Origin of the sequence: Pseudomonas sp. Irchel s3h14 (genome assembly GCF_900187425.1) — a bacterium.
Lineage (GTDB): Bacteria > Pseudomonadota > Gammaproteobacteria > Pseudomonadales > Pseudomonadaceae > Aquipseudomonas.
On record NZ_FYDJ01000005.1, the window covers coordinates 281,369 to 302,736 of the forward strand.

17 protein-coding genes are annotated in these 21,368 nt (G+C 60.7%); 11 read left to right on the top strand and 6 right to left on the bottom strand.

The features are described from left to right. Positions 1-12 precede the first annotated feature (12 nt). Entirely contained in the window at positions 13-450 is a 438-nt protein-coding gene (locus tag CKW16_RS12945) for a universal stress protein (protein ID WP_008151425.1), read from the top strand. Positions 451-517: 67 nt separating this feature from the next. Here the strand turns inward: CKW16_RS12945 and CKW16_RS12950 are convergent, their stop codons facing one another. Then, positions 518-2,437 (bottom strand): ATP-binding cassette domain-containing protein, encoded by a 1,920-nt coding sequence (locus CKW16_RS12950; protein WP_095128754.1) that lies wholly within the window; start codon positions 2,435-2,437, stop codon positions 518-520. A gap of 213 nt (positions 2,438-2,650) precedes the next feature. Here CKW16_RS12950 and CKW16_RS12955 point away from each other — a divergent pair, with 213 nt between their 5' ends. Continuing rightward, entirely contained in the window at positions 2,651-4,579 is a 1,929-nt protein-coding gene (locus tag CKW16_RS12955) for a transglycosylase SLT domain-containing protein (protein ID WP_095128755.1), read from the top strand. Positions 4,580-4,693: 114 nt separating this feature from the next. Here the strand turns inward: CKW16_RS12955 and CKW16_RS12960 are convergent, their stop codons facing one another. Continuing rightward, the gene (locus CKW16_RS12960; protein WP_176471550.1) at positions 4,694-6,481 is read right to left on the bottom strand and encodes an ABC transporter transmembrane domain-containing protein; all 1,788 of its coding nucleotides are present in this window, start codon (positions 6,479-6,481) and stop codon (positions 4,694-4,696) included. A gap of 261 nt (positions 6,482-6,742) precedes the next feature. Here CKW16_RS12960 and CKW16_RS12965 point away from each other — a divergent pair, with 261 nt between their 5' ends. Further along, entirely contained in the window at positions 6,743-6,922 is a 180-nt protein-coding gene (locus CKW16_RS12965; RefSeq protein WP_095128756.1) for a PA1571 family protein, read from the top strand. Between the two features lie 182 nt (positions 6,923-7,104). On the opposite strand, the gene pdxB is transcribed toward CKW16_RS12965, so the two are convergent. Beyond that, positions 7,105-8,250 (bottom strand): 4-phosphoerythronate dehydrogenase PdxB, encoded by a 1,146-nt coding sequence (gene pdxB, locus CKW16_RS12970; protein ID WP_095128757.1) that lies wholly within the window; start codon positions 8,248-8,250, stop codon positions 7,105-7,107. A 331-nt stretch (positions 8,251-8,581) separates the two neighbouring features. Between pdxB and CKW16_RS12975 the strand changes: the two genes are divergently transcribed. Continuing rightward, the gene (locus tag CKW16_RS12975; protein ID WP_095128758.1) at positions 8,582-9,991 is read left to right on the top strand and encodes an MATE family efflux transporter; all 1,410 of its coding nucleotides are present in this window, start codon (positions 8,582-8,584) and stop codon (positions 9,989-9,991) included. On the opposite strand, the gene tusA is transcribed toward CKW16_RS12975, so the two are convergent. Beyond that, complete coding sequence (tusA, locus tag CKW16_RS12980; protein ID WP_007907805.1) at positions 9,988-10,239, bottom strand: sulfurtransferase TusA; 252 nt, start codon at positions 10,237-10,239, stop codon at positions 9,988-9,990. The genes CKW16_RS12975 and tusA overlap by 4 nt on opposite strands. A gap of 185 nt (positions 10,240-10,424) precedes the next feature. Next, positions 10,425-11,498, bottom strand: a complete 1,074-nt coding sequence (rlmM, locus tag CKW16_RS12985) for a 23S rRNA (cytidine(2498)-2'-O)-methyltransferase RlmM (protein ID WP_095128759.1) — start codon at positions 11,496-11,498, stop codon at positions 10,425-10,427. 222 nt (positions 11,499-11,720) lie between these two features. Here rlmM and acnA point away from each other — a divergent pair, with 222 nt between their 5' ends. The 3 genes from acnA (at position 11,721) to CKW16_RS13000 (ending at position 17,167) form a co-directional block, all read left to right on the top strand. Continuing rightward, positions 11,721-14,462 (top strand): aconitate hydratase AcnA, encoded by a 2,742-nt coding sequence (acnA, locus tag CKW16_RS12990; RefSeq protein WP_095128760.1) that lies wholly within the window; start codon positions 11,721-11,723, stop codon positions 14,460-14,462. Positions 14,463-14,706: 244 nt separating this feature from the next. Further along, positions 14,707-15,498: a CPBP family intramembrane glutamic endopeptidase gene (locus tag CKW16_RS12995; protein ID WP_095128761.1), complete on the top strand. Its 792-nt coding sequence runs from the start codon at positions 14,707-14,709 to the stop codon at positions 15,496-15,498. A gap of 103 nt (positions 15,499-15,601) precedes the next feature. Next, the gene (locus CKW16_RS13000) at positions 15,602-17,167 is read left to right on the top strand and encodes a PAS domain-containing methyl-accepting chemotaxis protein (RefSeq protein ID WP_095128762.1); all 1,566 of its coding nucleotides are present in this window, start codon (positions 15,602-15,604) and stop codon (positions 17,165-17,167) included. 138 nt (positions 17,168-17,305) lie between these two features. Here the strand turns inward: CKW16_RS13000 and CKW16_RS13005 are convergent, their stop codons facing one another. Continuing rightward, positions 17,306-17,983, bottom strand: coding sequence for an alpha/beta family hydrolase (locus tag CKW16_RS13005; RefSeq protein WP_095128763.1), 678 nt, complete (start codon positions 17,981-17,983; stop codon positions 17,306-17,308). A gap of 109 nt (positions 17,984-18,092) precedes the next feature. Here CKW16_RS13005 and ccoN point away from each other — a divergent pair, with 109 nt between their 5' ends. Genes ccoN through ccoP form a run of 4 tightly spaced genes read left to right on the top strand, consistent with a single transcriptional unit; the run spans position 18,093 to position 21,308 of the window. Then, positions 18,093-19,517, top strand: coding sequence for a cytochrome-c oxidase, cbb3-type subunit I (gene ccoN / locus CKW16_RS13010; RefSeq protein WP_095128764.1), 1,425 nt, complete (start codon positions 18,093-18,095; stop codon positions 19,515-19,517). A 10-nt stretch (positions 19,518-19,527) separates the two neighbouring features. Next, on the top strand, positions 19,528-20,136 hold the full coding sequence (ccoO, locus tag CKW16_RS13015; RefSeq protein WP_008157297.1) for a cytochrome-c oxidase, cbb3-type subunit II: 609 nt from the start codon (positions 19,528-19,530) through the stop codon (positions 20,134-20,136). A gap of 21 nt (positions 20,137-20,157) precedes the next feature. Beyond that, on the top strand, positions 20,158-20,358 hold the full coding sequence (locus CKW16_RS13020; RefSeq protein ID WP_095128837.1) for a cbb3-type cytochrome c oxidase subunit 3: 201 nt from the start codon (positions 20,158-20,160) through the stop codon (positions 20,356-20,358). Continuing rightward, positions 20,355-21,308, top strand: a complete 954-nt coding sequence (gene ccoP / locus CKW16_RS13025; RefSeq protein WP_095128765.1) for a cytochrome-c oxidase, cbb3-type subunit III — start codon at positions 20,355-20,357, stop codon at positions 21,306-21,308. Before CKW16_RS13020 ends, ccoP begins: the two co-directional genes overlap by 4 nt. Positions 21,309-21,368 lie beyond the last annotated feature (60 nt).

Below are 21,368 nucleotides of genomic sequence, written 5' to 3' on the forward strand. Positions count from 1 at the left end.
GAGGAGCACCTCATGCCCTACAACCACATTCTGGTCGCTGTAGATCTAACCGAAGAGTGCGATCCTGTAATCCACCGCGCTCGCGAACTGTCGGTGAGCAACGGGGCGAAATTGTCCCTGGTGCACATTGTCGAGCCAATGGCCATGGCCTTTGGCGGCGACGTCCCCATGGACCTGTCACAACTGCAACAACAGCAGTTCGATCAGGCCAAGGAACGCCTCGACCGGCTGATCGTGAAGTATCCGGAACTCTCCAAGGAATACAGCCACCTGACCTACGGCCAGCCACGCCAGGAGATCCACCACCTGGCCAAGGAACAAACCTGCGACCTGATCGTGGTGGGCAGTCATGGCCGACACGGCCTGGCATTGCTGCTGGGTTCGACTGCCAATGACGTGCTGCATGGTGCACCCTGTGATGTGCTCGCGGTGCGCCTGATCAAAAGCTAAACCACAGCTCCTGCGAAAAGCCCGGCGCTCATCACTGAACGCCGGGCTTTTTTTATAGCAGGATTAATCAGGCATCCAGCTCGGCCCAGCGCTCGACCATTATGTCGTGCTCTGCTTGCAACTGCTCCAACTGAGCGATCACTGCAGCGGTCTCGGCAGCAGGACGCTGATAGAAACCGGCATCGGCCATTTGCGCCTCAACGGTAGCGATCTGCTGTTCCATGGTTTCGATCTGGCCCGGCAACATCTCCAACTCACGCTGCAACTTGTAGCTGAGCTTCTTCTTCGCCACCGGCGCTTCGACGACAGCAGCGACTGGCGCAGCTTCGGCTGTCACGACCGCGGAGGTCAGGTCGGCCTTGCCGGACTTGCTCTCGGTCACGCCCAGCAGGCGCGGCGAGCCGCCCTGACGCAGCCAGTCCTGATAACCACCGACGTATTCGCGAACCTTGCCTTCACCTTCGAAGACCAGGGTGCTGGTGACCACGTTGTCGAGGAATGCCCGGTCGTGGCTGACCATCAGCACGGTGCCGTTAAAGGTCAGCAAGACCTCTTCCAGCAACTCGAGGGTTTCGACGTCGAGGTCGTTGGTCGGCTCATCGAGGACCAGCAGGTTCGCCGGTTTGCTGAACAGTTTCGCCAACAACAGACGGGCACGCTCACCACCGGACAGCGCCTTCACCGGCGTGCGGGCACGCTGCGGGCTGAACAGGAAGTCGCCGAGGTAGCTCAGCACGTGACGGCTCTGACCATCGATATCGATGAAGTCGCGACCTTCCGCAACGTTGTCGATTACGGTCTTTTCCAGGTCCAGTTGATGGCGCAACTGGTCGAAGTAGGCCACGTCGATGCGCGTCCCCTCTTCCACTGTGCCGCTGGTTGGTTGCAGACCGCTGAGCATCAGCTTGAGCAGTGTGGTCTTGCCGGTACCGTTGGCGCCGAGCAGACCGATACGGTCGCCGCGCGTCAGGACCATCGAGAAATCCTTGATCAGGAACGGGCCGCCCGGGTGAGCAAAGCTCACGTTATCGAGGACCATAACCTGTTTGCCGGACTTGTCGGCGGTATCCAGTTGAATGTTGGCCTTGCCGGTGCGCTCACGACGCTCGCTACGCTCGACGCGCAAGGCTTTCAATGCGCGGACGCGGCCTTCGTTACGGGTGCGACGGGCCTTGATGCCCTGACGGATCCAGACTTCTTCCTGGGCCAGTTTCTTGTCGAACAGCGCGTTGGCGGTTTCTTCAGCCGCCAGCGACGCTTCTTTGTGCACGAGGAAGCTGGCGTAGTCGCCGTTCCAGTCGATCAGGCCACCGCGGTCCAGTTCGAGAATGCGGGTCGCGAGGTTCTGCAGGAATGAACGGTCGTGCGTGATGAACAGCACGGCGCCCTGGAAATCCTTCAGCGCTTCTTCGAGCCAGGCAATTGCACCGATGTCCAGGTGGTTGGTCGGTTCGTCGAGCAGCAGCAGATCGGGTTCGGAAACCAGAGCCTGAGCCAGCAGGACGCGACGACGCCAGCCGCCGGACAACTCGGCGAGGGTCTTGTCGGCCGGCAACTGCAGACGGCTCAAGGTGCTGTCGACCAATTGCTGCAAACGCCAGCCGTCACGGGCTTCGAGGTCGTGCTGGACGTGCATCAGTTTGTCCAGGTCGGCGTCGGTGACGATGTTCTGGCTGAGGTGGTGATACTGCGCGAGCAGCTCGCCGACACCGTCCAGGCCTTCGGCCACCACGTCGAACACGGTCCGCTCGTCGGCTACCGGCAATTCTTGCGGCAATTCGCCAATCTTGAGGCCGGGTGCGCGCCAAACGGAGCCGTCATCAGGCTTCTGGTCGCCCTTGACGAGCTTCATCATGCTGGACTTGCCAGTGCCATTGCGGCCGATGATGCACACCCGCTCACCACGGGCGATCTGCCAGGACACCTTGTCCAACAACGGCATAGCGCCGAAAGCAAGGGACACATCGCTGAATTTGAGCAGGGTCATGAGCTTCTCCAAAAACCGGGCGCGCATTCTACCTGACTTGAGGCTTCAGAAGGCCGGCAATTTCACCTTCGCGACACTCTGCATGACAAATGTTGCGAACTGATGCTGACAGGCCGGCAAAGCTTTCGCCTGCTGCTGGCAAAAGGCTAAGCTACAGACAATTCAGTGCAGGCCATGCCCGCACTTGTCATGATTTCTCTGCCCGGACGTCTCATGCGCAGCCGCCTTTTCAGTCTCTTATCCTGTTTTCTTCTTTCTGCCACTGCCGTTCAAACCGCCCAGGCGGTGGACCTGTCCACCCAACGCCAGTATTACGATGAAGCCAAGCGTGCCCTCGCCAAGGGGGATACCGGTCCTTATTTCCGTTACAGCCAGGCCCTCAGCGATTACCCGCTGGAGCCGTACCTGGCGTATGACGAACTGACCGCTCGCCTTAAAACCGCGAGCAATGCCGAAATCGAGAAATTCCTCGCCGAGCACGGTGACCTGCCCCAGGCCAACTGGATGAAGTTGCGCTGGCTGCGCTGGCTGGCCGAACGCGGCGACTGGGCGACCTTCGTCAAGTACTACGACCCCAAGCTCAATTTCACCGAACTGGACTGCCTGAACGCGCAGTATCAGATCGGGCATAACCAGAAAGCCGAAGGTTACGCCAACGCCAATAAACTCTGGCTGACCGGCAAATCCCAACCCGCCGCGTGCGATGCGCTGTTCGGTCAATGGGCTGCCGAAGGCCAGTTGACCGAGCAGAAACGCTGGGAGCGCACCAAGCTTGCCGCCCAGGCACGCAACTATCCGCTGGCCAACAGCCTGGTCAACGGCCTGACCACCCTCGCCCCTCGCGGTCGTTTGCTGATCGATGTGGCGCAGAAACCCGAACTGCTCAACCAGCCTTCACGCTTCACCCCGGCCGATGAACCGATGTCTGACATCGTCAGCCTCGGCCTGCGCCGCTTGGCCAAGCAAGATCCGGACAAGGCCATGGCCCTGCTCGACGGTTATGCCAGCAGCATGCACTTCTCCCGTGACGAAAAAGTCGCGATCGCCCGGGAAATCGGGCTGACTCTCGCCAAACGCTTCGACAGCCGCGCGCTGGACGTGATGACCAAGTACGACCCGGAACTGCGTGACAACACGGTTTCCGAATGGCGTATGCGTCTGCTGCTGCGCCTGGCCCGCTGGGACGATGCCTATCAGTTGACTCGCCGTTTGCCGCAGGATCTGGCGACCACCAACCGCTGGCGCTACTGGCAGGCCCGCAGCCTGGAACTGGCGCAGCCGCAGAACCCGGAAGCGCAGACGCTGTATAAGGGCCTCGCCCGCGAGCGTGATTTTTACGGTTTCCTCGCGGCGGATCGCTCGCAGTTGCCCTACTCGCTGAACAACAAACCGCTGGTGCTCAGCCAGGCGCTGATCAACAAGGTCCGCAATACCCCAGGCGTGCGTCGTGCGCTTGAGTTTCATGCTCGCGGACAGATCGTCGATGGTCGGCGCGAGTGGTACCACGTCAGCCGCCACTTCAGCCGCGACGAAATGGTCGCCCAAGCGAAACTGGCCTACGACTTGAAATGGTATTTCCCGGCGATCCGTACCATCAGTCAGGCGAAGTACTGGGACGACCTGGATATTCGCTTCCCGATGGCCCACCGCGAAACCCTGGTCCGTGAAGCCAAGGTCCGTGGACTGCATTCGAGCTGGGTGTTTGCCATCACCCGCCAGGAAAGTGCTTTCATGGCCGACGCCCGTTCCGGCGTCGGCGCCAGCGGCCTGATGCAACTGATGCCCGGCACCGCCAAGGAAACTGCGCGCAAGTTCAGCATTCCACTGGCCTCGCCGCAGCAAGTGTTCGACCCGGACAAGAACATCCAGCTCGGCGCCGCTTACCTGAGCCAGGTCCACAGCCAGTTCAACGGCAACCGCGTCCTCGCCTCTGCCGCCTACAACGCCGGCCCCGGCCGCGTGCGTCAGTGGCTGCGCGGTGCGGACCACCTGAGCTTCGACGTGTGGGTGGAAAGCATTCCGTTCGACGAAACCCGCCAGTACGTGCAAAACGTGTTGTCGTATTCGGTGATCTACGGCCAGAAGCTCAACTCACCGCAACCGCTGGTGGATTGGCATGAGCGCTACTTTGACGATCAATGAACCACGTCTGTAGGAGCCGAGCTTGCTCGCGATGGCGATCTCAAAAACGCCATCGCCGGCAAGCCGTGCTCCTACAGGTGTTAGTGCATCGTCCAAAAAGGGGCGCGGCAGTGCCTACGGGTGTATGTCGAGTTCAGCCTTGCCATCACTGAACTGCAACGCCGCCAACCGCGCATACAGCGCGTTGCTCGCAATCAATTCCTGATGCGTCCCCACCGCCACCAGTTTCCCTTGGTCCATCACCGCGATCCGGTCAGCGTTTTTCACCGTGGCCAGCCGGTGGGCGATGACCAGCGTGGTGCGGTTTTTCATCAGGCTCGGCAGGGCTTGCTGGATCAGGTGTTCGCTCTGGGCGTCAAGGGCGCTGGTGGCTTCGTCCAGCAGCAGAATCGGCGCGTCCACCAGCAGCGCCCGGGCGATGGCCAGGCGTTGGCGTTGACCACCGGACAAACCGAGGCCAGCGTCGCCCAGGTGGGTCTGGTAGCCGTTGGGCATCTGTACGATGAAGTCGTGGGCGTAAGCGATTTTCGCCGCTTCCTGAACCTGAGCCAGGGTTGCCGTCGGGTTGCCGTAGCGGATGTTCTCTTCGATGCTGCCAAAGAACAGCGCCGGGGATTGCGAGACCAGGGCGAAGCAGCGGCGCAGGTCCAACGGATCGAGTTGAGTCAGCGGCACGCCATCGAGCAGGATGAGTCCTTCGGCCGGATCGTAAAAGCGTAGCAGCAAGTCATAAACCGTCGATTTGCCGGCACCGGAGGGGCCTACCAATGCGACTGTTTCGCCAGCATTGATGGTCAGATTCAAACCATCGACCGCATAGCTTTCGCGACGCGACGGGTAGGAAAAGCGCACGTCTTGCAGCACCAGGTCACCCTTCACCCGTTCAGGCAAGGTCACCAGGCCAGTAGTCGGTGACTGGATAATGTTTTCCGAGCGCAGCAACTCGGCTATCCGCTCGGCGGCGCCGGCAGCACGCTGCAGCTCACCGATCACTTCGCTCAACGTGCCGAATGCGCTGCCGACAATCAGGCTGTAAAACACAAACGCTGCCAGTTCGCCCGCGGAAATCCGCCCGGCGATGACATCCATTCCGCCGACCCAGAGCATCACCCCGACCGCGCCAAGCACCAGCACGATCACCAGGGTAATCAGCCAGGCCCGCTGGAAGATCCGCTTGCGAGCGGTGTTGAAGGCCTCCTCCACCGTTGCGGCAAAGCGCTGCTCGTCCTGGACCTGATGGTTGTAGGCCTGCACGGTTTTGATCTGACCCAGGGTTTCGGATACATAGCTGCCGATATCGGCAATCCGGTCCTGGCTCAGGCGCGACAGGCTACGCACCCGACGGCCGAAGATCAGGATCGGCGCGATCACCAACGGCAACGCGACCACCACGATGCTGGTGAGCTTGGGGTTGGTGATAAACAGCAGGACGATCCCGCCGATCACCATCAACAGATTGCGCAAAAACAGCGACAGTGAAGAGCCGATCACCGATTGCAGCAGCGTGGTGTCAGCGGTCAACCGCGACTGGATCTCGGAGCTGCGGTTGTCTTCGTAGAATCCTGGGTGCAGGTAGATCAGATGGTTGAACACCTGACGACGGATGTCCGCGACAACGCGTTCGCCGATCCATGAGACCAGGTAAAAACGCACGAAGGTGCCAATCGCCAGCCCGACCACCAGTAACATGAACAGGCCGATGGACTGGTTGAGCAAATGCGGCGACTGGGTCATGAAACCCTGATCCACCAGCAGGCGAATGCCCTGCCCCATGGACAAGGTAATTCCCGCCGTGACGATCAATGCGAGCAAGGCACCGACGGCCGGCCAGCGATAAGGCGCGATGAAACGCAGGGCCAGGCGCATGGCGCGCCGTTGACGGGATGAGAGGATGGGGATCATTCGATGGCGCAACCAGTAGGGTTTGACGCGTTCAAGCCTACACCGGTCGATGCGCTTGAACGCTGTTAATCATAATGAGTCAGGTTAAATATGACCGCAAAGACTAGGTCCTAGACGGTATTGGTCTAAAGTCCGGGTGGCAACACCGCCGTATTTCTGGTGGACTGATGCGACCGCCCTTGGAAAGATCGCAGGGAGTTGTCACAGCCCGGTCACCTGGCGGTTCTACAGTAAGCACACAACCTGATGAGGAGACAGGCAATGTCCTTGCAAAACAGCAGCGAAGACAAGATTGAAGTGATCCGCACACAGCCAGACCAGTCTCTGGGTTGCTCGATTATCGATAAGGATGGGCGCGAAGTACCGATCACTGAAGACATGATCCAGAAAGCCTGCAGCGAACTGGAAAAGCGATTGGTCAAGCCTGCCGAACAAAAGTGATATAGCCACCGTCTTCTTGACCCGGCCTCTGATGGCCGGGTTTTTTATGGGTGCTGATCCGGGATTTGCGGTGCGGCCTTCGCGGGCAAGCCTTGCTCCTACAGGTTTTATGTCGCTCGCCATATCGTGAACGACGCCCCCCCCGTAGGAGCAAGGCTTGCCCGCGATAGGGCCAGCGCTAATTACGGAATAATGTGCGCACCCAACGCCACCACGATCTTCTGCAATGCCGGCGAATCCCCATCGATCCGCACCGACAAACCATCAATCTCACGCCGCAGCGGATAATGCTTACGCAGTAAATCGAACGCCGCACGCTGTTCGTTCACATTGCCTACAAGGCTGCGACGGAAATCCGCATCGTCGCGGCGCGGGTCGTACACGCCACGGCACAACATGGCCAGCGACCAGGCCGGATCGCTGTTAGCGTTCAAGGTCACTTGCGACAACCAGGGTGCGGGCAGCAAATCGGTCAAGCTGATCTGGGCCGGTTGCCCGAGAAAATCGCAATACGCCTGGTAGATCTGCTCGGTCCCACGCTGTCTGCCGTCGAGGCTGTAACCGGCAATGTGCGGCGTCGCCAGCACACAGAGTTCGGCCAGTGCCACATCGACCTCAGGCTCACCTTCCCAGACATCCAGCACCGCTTGCAGGTCTTCGCGTTGCAGCAGCACCTGGCGCAGCGCGGCATTGTCCACCACCGGGCCACGACTGGCGTTGATCAGCCAGGTACCGGGTTTGAGCTGGCTCAAACGGTTTTTATCGAACAGATGCCAGGTCAACTGGGCACCATGTTTCTTCAACGGCGTGTGCAGGCTTATGACATCGCACTGCTCGATGATCTGTTCAAGGCTGACATAATCGCCACCTTCAGCGGCTTGTCTTGGCGGATCGCAGACCAGTACATTCCAGCCCAGACCTTGCAGAACCTTGACCAACCGCCCCCCCACTTCACCGGCACCGACGACGCCGTAGGTGCGTTGAGTCAGGTCGGCGCCTTCGATTTCGGCCAGGGTCAGCAGACTGCCGAGCACGTAGTCGACCACGCCCCGGGCGTTGCAGCCGGGTGCGCTGGACCAGGTGATGCCGGCCCGCTGAAAGTAATCCAGATCCAGGTGATCCGTGCCGATGGTGCAAGTGCCGACAAAGCGTACCTTGCTGCCTTCGAGCAACGCGCGGTTAACGTTGGTCACCGAACGCACCAGCAGCACATCAGCCTGTTCGACGGTGGCGCGGTCAATGGAACGTCCCGGCACCCGGCGGATTTCACCGAAACCTTCGAAGAAGGCATCGAGCAGCGGGATATTTTCGTCGGCAACAATCAGCATGGCAGGCTCCTTTGGCGGATCGGCAGTGTAGGCGGAGATGGCCAGTGTGAGCCAGCAAGCATTGCACAGCTCCTGTAGCAGCTGGCGAAGCCTGCGTTCGGCTGCGCAGCAGTCGTGAAATCAGGCCGCGCGGTGTATCAGGTAAATCGCGAGCACAGGGTTTACGACTGCTGCGCAGCCGAACGCAGGCTTCGCCAGCTGCTACAGGGTCTGCGGCGCCATAGGGAATCAAAATCCGATTACAAATCCGCAACACAGGACTTTTCCTGACCAGTGCGTCAGGGCGTAGAATGCGCCGCCTTGCGCATCAACATCTTTGGACGTTTCGCCCTTGAATTCCGTGACTGACCGCCCCGCCGCTACTTCCCTCACCCGCCCGGCCCGGGTTCGCCTGGAGCTGAAAAACCTGCTCGGCCTGGCCCTGCCGATCATGATCGCGCAACTGGCGACCACCGCCATGGGCTTCGTCGATGCGGTGATGGCGGGCCGGGTCGGGCCGCGGGATCTGGCGGCGGTGGCGCTGGGCAACTCGATCTGGGTGCCGGTGTTTCTGTTGATGACCGGCACGCTGCTGGCTACTACCCCGAAAGTCGCCCAGCGTTTCGGTGCCGGCACCCACAGCGAGATCGGCCCGATCGTGCGCCAGGCACTGTGGCTGGCGCTGGTGGTGGGGTTGATGGCGACCGGCATGTTGTTTAGCGCCGAACCGATTTTGCACATCATGAAGGTCGATCCCGAATTGATCGGCCCGTGCATGCAATACCTGCATGGCATCGCCAGCGGTTTGCCCGCCGTCGCGTTCTACCATGTGCTGCGCTGTTTCAGTGATGGCCTGGGGCGCACGCGTCCGGCCATGGTGCTGGGTCTGTGCGGGCTGGCGCTGAACATTCCGCTGAACTACGTCTTCATCTATGGCCACTTCGGTGTGCCGGCCATGGGCGGTGTCGGTTGCGGCTGGGCCACGGCGATCGTGATGTGGGTGATGGCCCTGGGCATGGCCGGGTGGGAGCGCTGGGCGCCGGCGTATCAGTCGAGTGAGATGTTCAGCCGTTTCGACTGGCCGCAATGGTCGGTGATCAAACGCCTGCTGGGCATCGGCCTGCCGATCGGCATCGCGGTGTTCGCCGAGTCGAGCATCTTCGCGGTGATTGCGCTGCTGATCGGCAGCCTCGGCGCAACGGTGGTGGCCGGGCATCAGATCGCGCTGAACTTCAGCTCGCTGGTGTTCATGATTCCCTACTCCCTCGGCATGGCCGTGACCGTGCGCGTTGGCCAGGCGCTCGGCCGTCAGGAACCGCGTGAAGCCCGTTTCGCTGCCGGTGTCGGCATGGGCACGGCGCTGGCCTATGCGTGCATTTCCGCGAGCATGATGCTGTTGCTGCGTGAACACATCGCAACGATCTACACGTCTGATCCGACGGTGATTCATGTCGCGGCAATGCTGATTGTGTATTCGGCGCTGTTCCAGTTTTCCGATGCGATCCAGGTGACGGCTGCCGGCGCGTTGCGCGGCTATCAGGATACTCGGGTGACGATGATCCTGACGCTGTTCGCTTACTGGGGGATTGGCTTGCCGGTGGGTTACGCGCTGGGCCTGACCGATTGGTTCGGCGCGCCGAGCGGCCCGAGCGGGCTGTGGCAGGGTTTGATCGTCGGCTTGAGTTGCGCGGCCCTGATGCTGTCGATCCGCCTGACGCGCAGTGCACGCAAGCGGATCCGCATCAGCCATTCGGCGGGTTAAGCGAGTTTCTTGCGGATCCAGTAGAGGTAGGTGCCTGCCTCTTCGTGCTGCGCCACCAGTTCGTGGTCGAGAAACACACAGAACTTGGGAATGTCGCGACGGGTCGACGGGTCGGTGGCGATCACCTTGAGCAGGCCGCCGGGCACCAGGTCACGGATGTGCTGGTGCAGCATCATCACCGGTTCCGGGCAGTTGAGGCCGGTGGCGTCGAGGGTGCCGTCAACCGGCGTATCAATCATTTCACTCATGATTCACTCCTGAAACTTGCCGGCATTGTCGCGCATTGCCGGGGGTCTAGTCACTGGCAGCTGATCGTTCCCACGCTCCGCGTGGGAATGCATCCCGTGACGCTCTGCGTCACATCCAAAGGCGGAACGCGGAGCGTCCCCGGCGGCATTCCCACGCGGAGCGTGGGAACGATCAATGTGCAAGATCAGCGGGACTTGGGTTTCTTTACGTCGATCCGGCGCAAATGGCAGGTCACTTCTTCACGGTCGTGGTACAGCTGCTTGCAGCCGATCTCGACCCGAATGCCGCGTTCCTTGAACCCGTCGGCGATGCGTTCCAGCAAGCGCTTCACTTCGGCGTAACGCTGTTTCATCGGCAGCTTGAGGTTGACCACCGCTTCGCGGCAATGCCCCTCGCCAATCCATTCTTCCAGCATCGCGGCGTTGCGTGCCGGTTTCTCGACGATGTCGCAGACCATCCAGTCCACCGGTTGCTTGGGCTTGAAGGTGAAACCGTCGGCCATCAAGTGTTGCACCAGACCGGTGTCCATCAGGCTTTCGGCCATCGGACCGTTGTCGATTGCAGTCACCAGCATGCCGCGGTTGACCAGTTGCCAGGTCCAGCCGCCGGGAGCAGCGCCAAGGTCGACGCCAGTCATGTCACTGTGCAGACGCTCGTCCCACTGATCGCGAGGGATGAAATGGTGCCACGCCTCTTCCAGCTTCAGCGTCGAACGGCTCGGCGCTTCACGCGGGAACTTCAGCCGCGGAATGCCCATCGGCCACATCGCCGAGTTGTTCGACTCGGCCAGCCCCATGAACACTTCGCGGCCACTTTTGAAAGTCAGCAGCAGACGCGGCTTGTGGGCGTCTTCCACCAGTTTGCCGGCCGCCATCAGCGCTTTGCGCAGGTGGCCTTCGAACTTCTTGCAGAAGTTCGACAGTTCCTTGCCATCGTTGGTGTCGACCATTTCCAGCCACAGGCTGCCGCACAGCGGGAAGTCCGCCATGTGCGCGAGGATCACGCTGATGCGGTCGGTTTCCGGCAGATCGATGAAGATCCCGCGAGCCCACTGCCGCGGGAAGATCAGATCGGCGAAACGCTGGCCACGCATCAGGCGCTCGGCGCCGTCTTCTTCGGTGCAGATGAATTCGGCGCAGGCGCTGGCGGGCTTGGCCTTGGCATAACCGGCCACGTTCAGCCGCGCGGCGTGTTCGGAAATCTCGGAACAGACTTCGCTTTCGAAGCCCGGCCGGCAATGCATAAAGAGGGTGTTCATTCTTACTCCTGGGCAGATGGCGAGAAATTCAACCACTGCGCGATGCCCAGACTTGCGTTGAAGCAAAGCCTGTCACGAAAACGGGCGCATGATAGCCGAGTTCGGAACCTTGGACTTGGCCATAGAGTCCAGTTATTAGCCTTAAGCACCAAACAGGACTAGGTTTAAACCTCTGTTCGTTCCCTCAGTCCGTAGCCGTGCGGACTCAAAGGAGTTATTTCAATGCCGTCCCTCGATAGCCTGAAAACCCTTAAAACCTTACAAGTTGACGACAAGACCTATCACTATTTCAGCTTGCCGGATGCCGCCAAGAGCTTGGGCGATCTGGACAAGCTGCCAATGTCGTTGAAAGTGCTGCTGGAAAACCTGCTGCGCTGGGAAGATGAAAAAACCGTCACCGGCGCCGACCTCAGAGCGATTGCCGCCTGGCTCAAGGAACGTCGCTCCGACCGTGAAATTCAATACCGTCCCGCGCGGGTATTAATGCAGGACTTTACCGGCGTTCCCGCCGTGGTCGACCTGGCCGCCATGCGTGCCGCGATGGCGAAGGCCGGTGGCGACCCGCAGCGGATCAATCCGCTCTCCCCCGTGGATCTGGTGATCGACCACTCGGTGATGGTCGACAAGTTCGCCAGCGCCAGCGCCTTCGAACAGAACGTCGACATCGAAATGCAGCGCAACGGTGAACGTTATGCGTTCCTGCGCTGGGGCCAAAGCGCCTTCGACAATTTCAGCGTGGTGCCGCCGGGCACCGGCATCTGTCACCAGGTGAATCTGGAATACCTGGGGCGCACGGTCTGGACCAAGGACGAGGACGGGCGCACCTATGCCTTCCCGGACACCCTGGTCGGCACCGACTCCCACACCACCATGATCAACGGCCTCGGCGTGCTCGGCTGGGGCGTCGGCGGGATCGAAGCGGAAGCGGCGATGCTCGGCCAACCGGTGTCGATGCTGATCCCGGAAGTGATCGGCTTCAAACTCACCGGCAAGCTCAAGGAAGGCATCACCGCCACCGACCTCGTGCTGACTGTCACTCAGATGCTGCGCAAGAAAGGCGTGGTCGGCAAATTCGTCGAGTTCTACGGTGACGGCCTCGCCGACCTGCCGCTGGCCGACCGCGCGACCATCGCCAACATGGCCCCGGAATACGGCGCCACCTGCGGCTTCTTCCCGGTGGACGACATCACCCTGGAGTACCTGCGTTTATCCGGTCGCCCCAGCGCAACCGTGAAACTGGTCGAGGCCTACAGCAAAATCCAGGGGCTGTGGCGTCTGCCGGGCCAGGAACCGGCGTTCACCGACAGCCTGGCGCTGGACATGGGCAGCGTCGAAGCCAGCCTTGCCGGGCCAAAACGCCCACAGGACCGGGTATCGCTGCCGAATGTCGCGCAAGCGTTCAGTGACTTCGTCGACCTGCAATTCAAACCCACCAGCAAGGAAATCGGTCGTCTGGAAAGTGAAGGCGGCGGTGGCGTCGCGGTGGGCAATGCCGATCTGGCCGGTGAAGCCGACTACGAATACGACGGTCAGACCTATCGATTGAAAAACGGCGCGGTGGTGATTGCCGCGATCACCTCCTGCACCAACACCTCCAACCCGAGCGTGATGATGGCCGCCGGCCTGGTGGCGAAGAAAGCCGTGGAGAAAGGCCTCAAGCGCAAACCGTGGGTCAAGAGTTCGCTGGCCCCAGGCTCAAAAGTGGTCACCGACTACTACAAGGCTGCCGGCCTGACTCAATACCTTGATGAACTGGGTTTTGCCCTGGTCGGCTACGGCTGCACCACGTGTATTGGCAACTCCGGGCCATTGGCGGAGCCGATCGAAAAAGCCATACAAGCCGCCGACCTGACCGTCGCCTCGGTGCTGTCGGGCAACCGCAACTTCGAAGGTCGCGTGCATCCCCTGGTGAAAACCAACTGGCTGGCCTCCCCCCCGCTGGTCGTCGCTTATGCGTTGGCCGGGACGGTGCGAATCGACATCAGCAGCGAGCCTTTGGGTACCGACAAAGAGGGCAATCTGGTTTATCTGCGGGACATCTGGCCAAGCACCAAAGAGATTGCCGACGCGGTGAACCAGGTCAACACCGCGATGTTCCACAAGGAATACGCCGAAGTGTTTGCCGGCGACGAGCAATGGCAGGCGATTGAAGTGCCGCAAGCGGCGACGTATGTCTGGCAGGACGATTCGACGTACATCCAGCATCCACCGTTCTTCGATGACATCGGCGGGCCGCCGCCGGTGGTCAAAGACGTCGCCGGTGCCAGAGTCCTCGCGTTGCTGGGTGACTCGGTGACCACCGACCACATTTCCCCGGCCGGTAACATCAAGGTCGACAGCCCCGCAGGCCACTATCTGCGCGAGAAAGGCGTGGAACCACGGGACTTCAACTCCTACGGCTCCCGTCGCGGCAACCACGAAGTGATGATGCGCGGCACCTTCGCCAACATCCGCATTCGCAACGAAATGCTCGGCGGCGAAGAAGGCGGCAATACGATTTACATTCCCACCGGGGAGAGGATGCCGATCTACGACGCGGCGATGCGTTATCAAGCCTCGGGCACGCCGCTGGTGGTGATTGCCGGGCAAGAATACGGCACCGGCTCGAGTCGCGACTGGGCAGCCAAGGGCACCAATCTATTGGGGGTCAAAGCGGTCATTGCCGAAAGTTTCGAACGGATTCACCGCTCCAACCTGGTGGGCATGGGCGTGTTGCCGTTGCAGTTCAAGCTGGATCAAAACCGCAAGAGCCTGAACCTGACCGGCAAGGAGACACTGGATATTCTGGGTTTGACCGGCGTCGAACTGACGCCGCGGATGAACCTGACGCTGGTGATCACCCGTGAAAACGGCAGCCGCGAGAAAGTCGAGGTATTGTGCCGGATCGATACCCTCAATGAGGTGGAGTACTTCAAATCGGGGGGGATTTTGCATTACGTGTTGCGACAGTTGATTGCCTCGTAACAGCCTGCTGACACAGACACCGCCTTCGGGCGGTGTTTTTGTTTGGGCCGCGAGCGTCCCTATAATCCCGCACTTCTATGTAGCAGCTGCCGAAGGCTGCGTTCGGCTGCGTAGCAGTCGTAAACCCTGAATCCACGATGAATCTGAAAAACCGCGGTGCCTGATTTGCGACTGCTACGCAGCCGAACGCAGCCTTCGGCAGCTGCTACAGATTATCGGCTGACCAAAAGACCAAGGACTTCACATGATTGCCCTGCCATGGATCTACCTGGCCCTTCTTTCTACTGGCTACGGCCTGGCCCTGACCTATGGCCACCTCGGCGGGCTCGCCGGGATTTCCATCGCGTTGCTGCTGACCGCCGGTTTTGCGGTTCGCCAACAGCAGATCCGGATCGGCCACTACCTCGGCCACGGCCTGTTCATCTTCATGGCCCTGGCACTGGCGATGCACTGGCTTCCCGGCTTCTACAACGGTCGCGCCATCGACCCTCAGCGATTCACCGACGATGCCGTGCCGTTTCCCATGTACCTGAATCTGGACAAACCCCTGATCGGCTTCTGGCTGTTGTTGGTCTGTCCATGGATTGTCGGCAGGCGTTCGCTTCGGCTGTCGATCTATGCCACCGCCATGGCCCTGACGATCAGCGCCGTGCTGGCCTTGGGTGGCGCGTTGTTGTTGGGCGTGATCAGTTGGGCACCGAAGTGGCCCGATCAAGCCTGGTTATGGACGCTGAACAACCTGCTGCTGGTGACGCTGGTCGAGGAAGCACTCTTTCGCGGCTACATCCAGGGCGGTCTGACCCGGTGCTTCAAAAACCTGCCCTACGGTGAAAACCTCGCCCTGCTCCTCGCCTCGCTGCTGTTCGGCCTGGTGCATGTGGGCGCCGGCTGGCAATGGGTGTTACTGGCGAGCCTGGCGGGTGTCGGCTATGGTCTGGCCTACCGTTTTGGTGGCTTGGGTGCGGCCATCGCCACCCATTTCGGCCTGAACCTGCTGCATTTCGGCCTGTTCACCTATCCGATGCTTGCCGGGTGACGCAATGGTCGTTTTGCGACGAACCACTGATTATTGAAAAATTATTTCAATAAATTCCCGATCTTGCCGACACCCTGTCAAAGCCTTGCGGATTGAAAAAGCCATGCGTAACAACCAGCCTATTACACAACGCGAACGGACCTTCCCGGCTCAGCAACGGTTGATTTCCACCACCGATGCCAAGGGCGTGATCACCTACTGCAACGACGCTTTCGTCGAGATCAGCGGGTATTCTCGTGAGGAACTGATCCGTGCGCCGCATAACCTGGTCCGTCACCCTGACGTCCCGGCCGCGGTATTCGCGCACATGTGGGGCACACTGAAACAAGGCTTGCCATGGATGGGCATTGTCAAGAACCGCTGCAAGACCGGTGATCACTACTGGGTTAACGCCTATGTCACGCCGGTTTTCGAAGGCAATCAGGTGGTCGGTTACGAATCGGTGCGGGTCAAACCCACCGCCGAGCAGATCCGCCGTGCCGAAGCGCTCTACCAACGCATCAACCAGGGCAAGTCGGCGATTCCTTCAACGGACAAATGGCTACCGGTGCTGCAGGACTGGCTGCCGTTCATTCTGGTCAGCCAGCTGAGCTTCATGATCGGTGCGTCGCTCAATTCCCAATGGGGTTTTGCGTTGGCCGCCGGCCTGTCGGTGCCATTGGGCCTGTTGGGTTTGAGCTGGCAACAGCGCGGCCTCAAGCGCCTGCTACGTCTGGCCGAACAGACCACGTCCGACCCGCTGATCGCGCAGATGTACACCGACAGCCGTGGCGCTCAGGCGCGACTGGAAATGTCGATCCTGAGTCAGGAAGCCCGCCTGAAAACCTGCCTGACCCGTCTGCAGGACACTGCCGAGCACCTGAGCGACCAAGCGAAACAGTCCGACACCCTGGCGCATAACAGCTCCAACGGTCTGGAACGCCAACGCGTCGAAACCGAGCAAGTAGCCACTGCCGTCAACCAGATGGCCGCCACCACTCAGGAAGTCGCCAGCCACGTGCAGCGCACGGCCGATGCGACTCAAGAAGCCAATCGCCTGACCGGTCGCGGCCGCGATATCGCCGGGGAAACCCGCGAAGCCATCCAGCGCCTGTCGGTGGTGGTCGGTGAAACCGGTCTGACCGTGACCCAACTGGCCAAGGACAGCGACGAAATCGGTGGCGTGGTCGATGTGATCAAAGGCATCGCCGACCAGACCAACCTGCTGGCCTTGAACGCTGCTATCGAAGCGGCCCGTGCCGGTGAGATGGGTCGTGGCTTTGCGGTGGTCGCCGACGAAGTTCGCCAACTGGCGCAGCGCACCAGCGAATCCACCGGGCAGATCCACGCCCTGATCGCCAAGCTCCAGCAAACCGCCAGCACGGCGGTGCAAACCATGGAGGCTGGCCATCGCCAGGCCGAAGAAGGTGTGGCGCGGGTTCTGGAAGCGGATCAGGCACTGGTGGGGATCAGCGAAGCGGTGGCCAACATCACCGACATGACCACCCAGATCGCTGCGGCGACTGAAGAGCAAAGTGCAGTGGCCGAAGAAATTAGCCGCAATATCAGCAACATCTCGCACCTGGCGGATCAGACCTCGGAACAGGCGCAACACTCGGCACTGTTGAGTGAAGAGCTGACGAAGACGGCGAATACTCAGTATTCGTTGGTGGAGCGGTTTAACCGCTGATCGTCCCTCGACTGATCGCCTCATCGCCTGATCGTTCCCACGCTCCGCGTGGGAATGCAGCCCGGGACGCTCCGCGTCCCAGAAGCGGACGCAGAGCGTCCGTTGAGGCATTCCCACGCGGAGCGTGGGAACGATCACTTAGCGAAGGAAATCAGCCACCTTCTTTGCCGCAGCCGCCAAATGCTGCTCATGGGTAAACCCCGAAGCCTTCAACGGCTTCAAGTCATGATCCCCCGCGACCAGCCAGAACACCTCGATACTCGGCGCCAACGTGTAAGCCTCGACCGCTTCACGATTCCCCAGCGTATCCCGCTCACCTTGCACGATTAACGTCGGTGTCTTGAGCGCGGCCAAATGCTCAACCCGAGGCTTCTCCGGTTTACCGACCGCATAAAACGGATAACCGAGGCATACCAACGCATCGACCTCCAGTTCATCCGCCAAAAGACTGGCCATCCGCCCGCCCATGGACTTGCCACCAATGGCCAGACGTCCAGCGACATGGCGTCGCACCACGGCATACACCTCACGCCAGCACTCGAGCAGTTTCGGGGCCGGGTTCGGTGGACGTTTGCCGCCATCAACACGTCGTTGCGCCATGTACGGAAACTCGAAGCGCAACACGTTGACCCCAGATGCAGCAAGGCGCGCAGCCATGTCGTTCATCCAGCCGCTGTCCATCGGCGCACCGGCGCCATGGGCGAGAATCAACGTCGCCGATGCCGGCGCTGAGGCGGCATTCCACAACCATCCGTGATCCTGCACACACCGCGCCCATTGATCCCCGTCAATACTGGCCTTGTGCTCTTTGTCCATGCTTGCCTCGCTTTTAGTCTGCCTATAACTCCAGGCGAAGGAAGCGTCTGCCGTGCGGCTTACTCGCAAAGGCAGGCCTTCACTTCGCCTGAACCGTGGATGGGGAACCATGAACACTTCTATCAGTACCGCCTACAACTACAAGGTGGTCCGCCAATTCGCCATTATGACGGTGGTGTGGGGCATCGTCGGTATGGGGCTCGGGGTTTTTCTCGCGGCTCAATTGGTCTGGCCTGAACTCAACTTCAATCTGCCGTGGACCAGCTTCGGGCGCCTGCGCCCGTTGCACACCAACGCAGTGATCTTCGCCTTTGGCGGTTGCGCCCTGTTCGCCAGTTCGTTCTATTCGGTGCAGCGCACCTGCCAGACCCGATTGTTCGCGCCGAAAATCGCCGCGTTCTGCTTCTGGGGCTGGCAACTGGTGATTCTGTTGGCGGCCATCAGCCTGCCGCTGGGTTACACCAGTTCCAAGGAATATGCCGAGCTGGAATGGCCGATCGACATCCTGATCACCATTGTCTGGGTGGCCTACGCCGTCGTGTTCTTCGGCACGATCATGCAGCGCAAGACCAAGCACATCTACGTCGGCAACTGGTTCTTCGGCGGGTTCATCATCACCGTGGCGATTCTGCACATCGTCAACAACCTTGAGCTGCCGGTGAGTTTCACCAAGTCCTACTCGGTGTACGCCGGTGCGACCGATGCCATGGTTCAGTGGTGGTACGGACATAACGCCGTAGGCTTTTTCCTGACCGCCGGTTTCCTCGGGATGATGTACTACTTCGTGCCGAAACAGGCCGAGCGTCCGGTGTATTCCTATCGCTTGTCGATCGTGCACTTCTGGGCGCTGATCACCCTGTACATCTGGGCCGGCCCGCACCACTTGCACTACACCGCGCTGCCGGACTGGGCGCAGTCGCTGGGCATGGTGATGTCACTGATCCTGCTGGCACCGAGCTGGGGCGGGATGATCAACGGTATGATGACGCTCTCGGGCGCCTGGCATAAGTTGCGCAGCGACCCGATCCTGCGCTTCCTCGTGGTCTCGCTGGCGTTCTACGGCATGTCGACCTTCGAAGGGCCGATGATGGCCATCAAAACGGTCAACGCCCTCTCCCACTACACCGACTGGACCATCGGCCACGTTCACGCCGGCGCCCTCGGTTGGGTCGCGATGATCTCCATCGGCGCGCTGTACCACATGATCCCGAAAATCTTCGGCCGCACGCAGATGCACAGCATCGGCCTGATCAACGCGCACTTCTGGCTGGCGACCATCGGCACCGTGCTGTACATCGCTTCGATGTGGGTCAACGGCATCGCCCAAGGCCTGATGTGGCGCGCAGTCAATGAAGACGGCACGCTGACCTACTCCTTCGTCGAAACCCTGGTGGCCAGCCACCCAGGCTTCGTCGTGCGCCTGGTAGGCGGTGCGATCTTCTTCAGTGGCATGTTGCTGATGGCCTACAACACCTGGCGCACCGTGCGGGCCTCGCAGCCTGCCGAAGCCGCCGCTGCCGCGCAGATCGCCTGAGGAGGCCGCCATGAAACACGAAACAATCGAGAAAAACGTCGGCCTGCTGATGTTGCTGATGGTGCTGGCCGTGAGCATCGGCGGTCTGACCCAGATCGTCCCGCTGTTCTTCCAGGACGTGACCAATAAACCGGTGGAAGGCATGAAGCCCTACACCGCGCTGCAACTGGAAGGTCGCGACATCTACATCCGCGAAGGCTGCGTCGGCTGCCATTCGCAGATGATCCGTCCGTTCCGCGCCGAGACCGAACGCTACGGCCACTACTCGGTGGCCGGTGAAAGCGTCTGGGATCACCCGTTCCTGTGGGGCTCGAAACGTACCGGTCCGGACCTCGCCCGGGTCGGCGGTCGCTACTCCGAAGACTGGCACCGCGCGCACTTGTACAACCCGCGCAACGTGGTGCCGGAATCGAAAATGCCCGGTTATCCGTGGCTGGTGGCCAATCAACTCGACAGCAGCCACACCGAAACCAAGATCAAGGCGATGCGCACCCTCGGCGTGCCGTACACCGACGACGACATCGCCGGCTCAGTCGCCTCGCTCAAGGGCAAGACCGAAATGGACGCGCTGGTCGCTTACCTGCAAGTGCTGGGCACATCCATCAAGAGCAAGAGGTGAGCCATGTCCATGCCCTTTGAAATCGTAAGCGTAATGAGCAGTGGAATGATCCGCGGCCTGGGCACGGTCGTGGTGTTCGTGGCCTTCGTCGGCCTGACGCTGTGGGTGTTCAACCGCAAGCGCAATCCGGAATTCGCCGAAGCGCGTTTGCTGCCGTTCGCCGATGAACCCCTATCCGATGACGCCACCCAAGAACCTGAAACAAGGAGTACCCGGCCATGACCACCTTCTGGAGTACGTGGATCTGCGTACTGACCATCGGCAGCCTGATCGGCCTGACCTGGCTGCTGATCGGCACCCGCAAGGGCGAAACCAAGGGCAGCGTCGACCAGACCATGGGCCACAGCTTCGACGGCATCGAGGAGTACGACAACCCGCTGCCGCAGTGGTGGTTCATGCTGTTCGCCGGCACGCTGGTGTTTGCCGTGGGCTATCTGGTGCTTTACCCCGGCCTGGGCAACTGGAAAGGCATTCTGCCGGGTTACGAGGACGGCTGGACCGGCGTCCACGAGTGGGAAAAGGAGATGAACAAGGCCGATGCGAAGTTCGGCCCGATCTTCGCCAAATTCGCGGCGATGCCCGTGGAAGAAGTGGCGACGGACCCACTGGCGTTGAAAATGGGCGGTCGCCTGTTTGCCTCCAATTGTGCGGTCTGCCACGGCTCGGATGCCAAGGGCGCCTTTGGCTTCCCCAACCTGGCCGACAACAGCTGGCGCTGGGGCGGCAACGCCGACACCATCAAAACCACGATCATGGGTGGCCGCATGGCCGCAATGCCGGCCTGGGGTGAGATCCTTGGTGATGCCGGGGTGAAGAACGTCGCGGCCTATGTGCGCCATGACTTGGCCGGCCTGCCGTTGCCTGCCGACAGCGGTGCCGACCTGCACGCCGGACAGCAAGCGTTCAGCACGATGTGCGTAGCTTGTCATGGGGCAAACGGCCAGGGCACTGAAGCCATGGGTGCGCCGAATCTGACGCAACCGGCCGGCTTTATCTACGGTACAAGCCTGGCGCAACTGCAACAGACTATTCGTCATGGCCGCCAGGGCCATATGCCGGCGCAGAACGAACTGCTCGGCAACGACAAGGTGCAACTGCTGGCCGCTTACGTTTACAGCTTGTCTCATGGGTTGAGCACCGAGCGTTTGCAGGCTGAAGGCAAACACGAATAAATCTCGACCGCTCTGCTGCCGCATTCTCCCGGATGCGGCAGTTCCCTGCCCCTTTGCGAC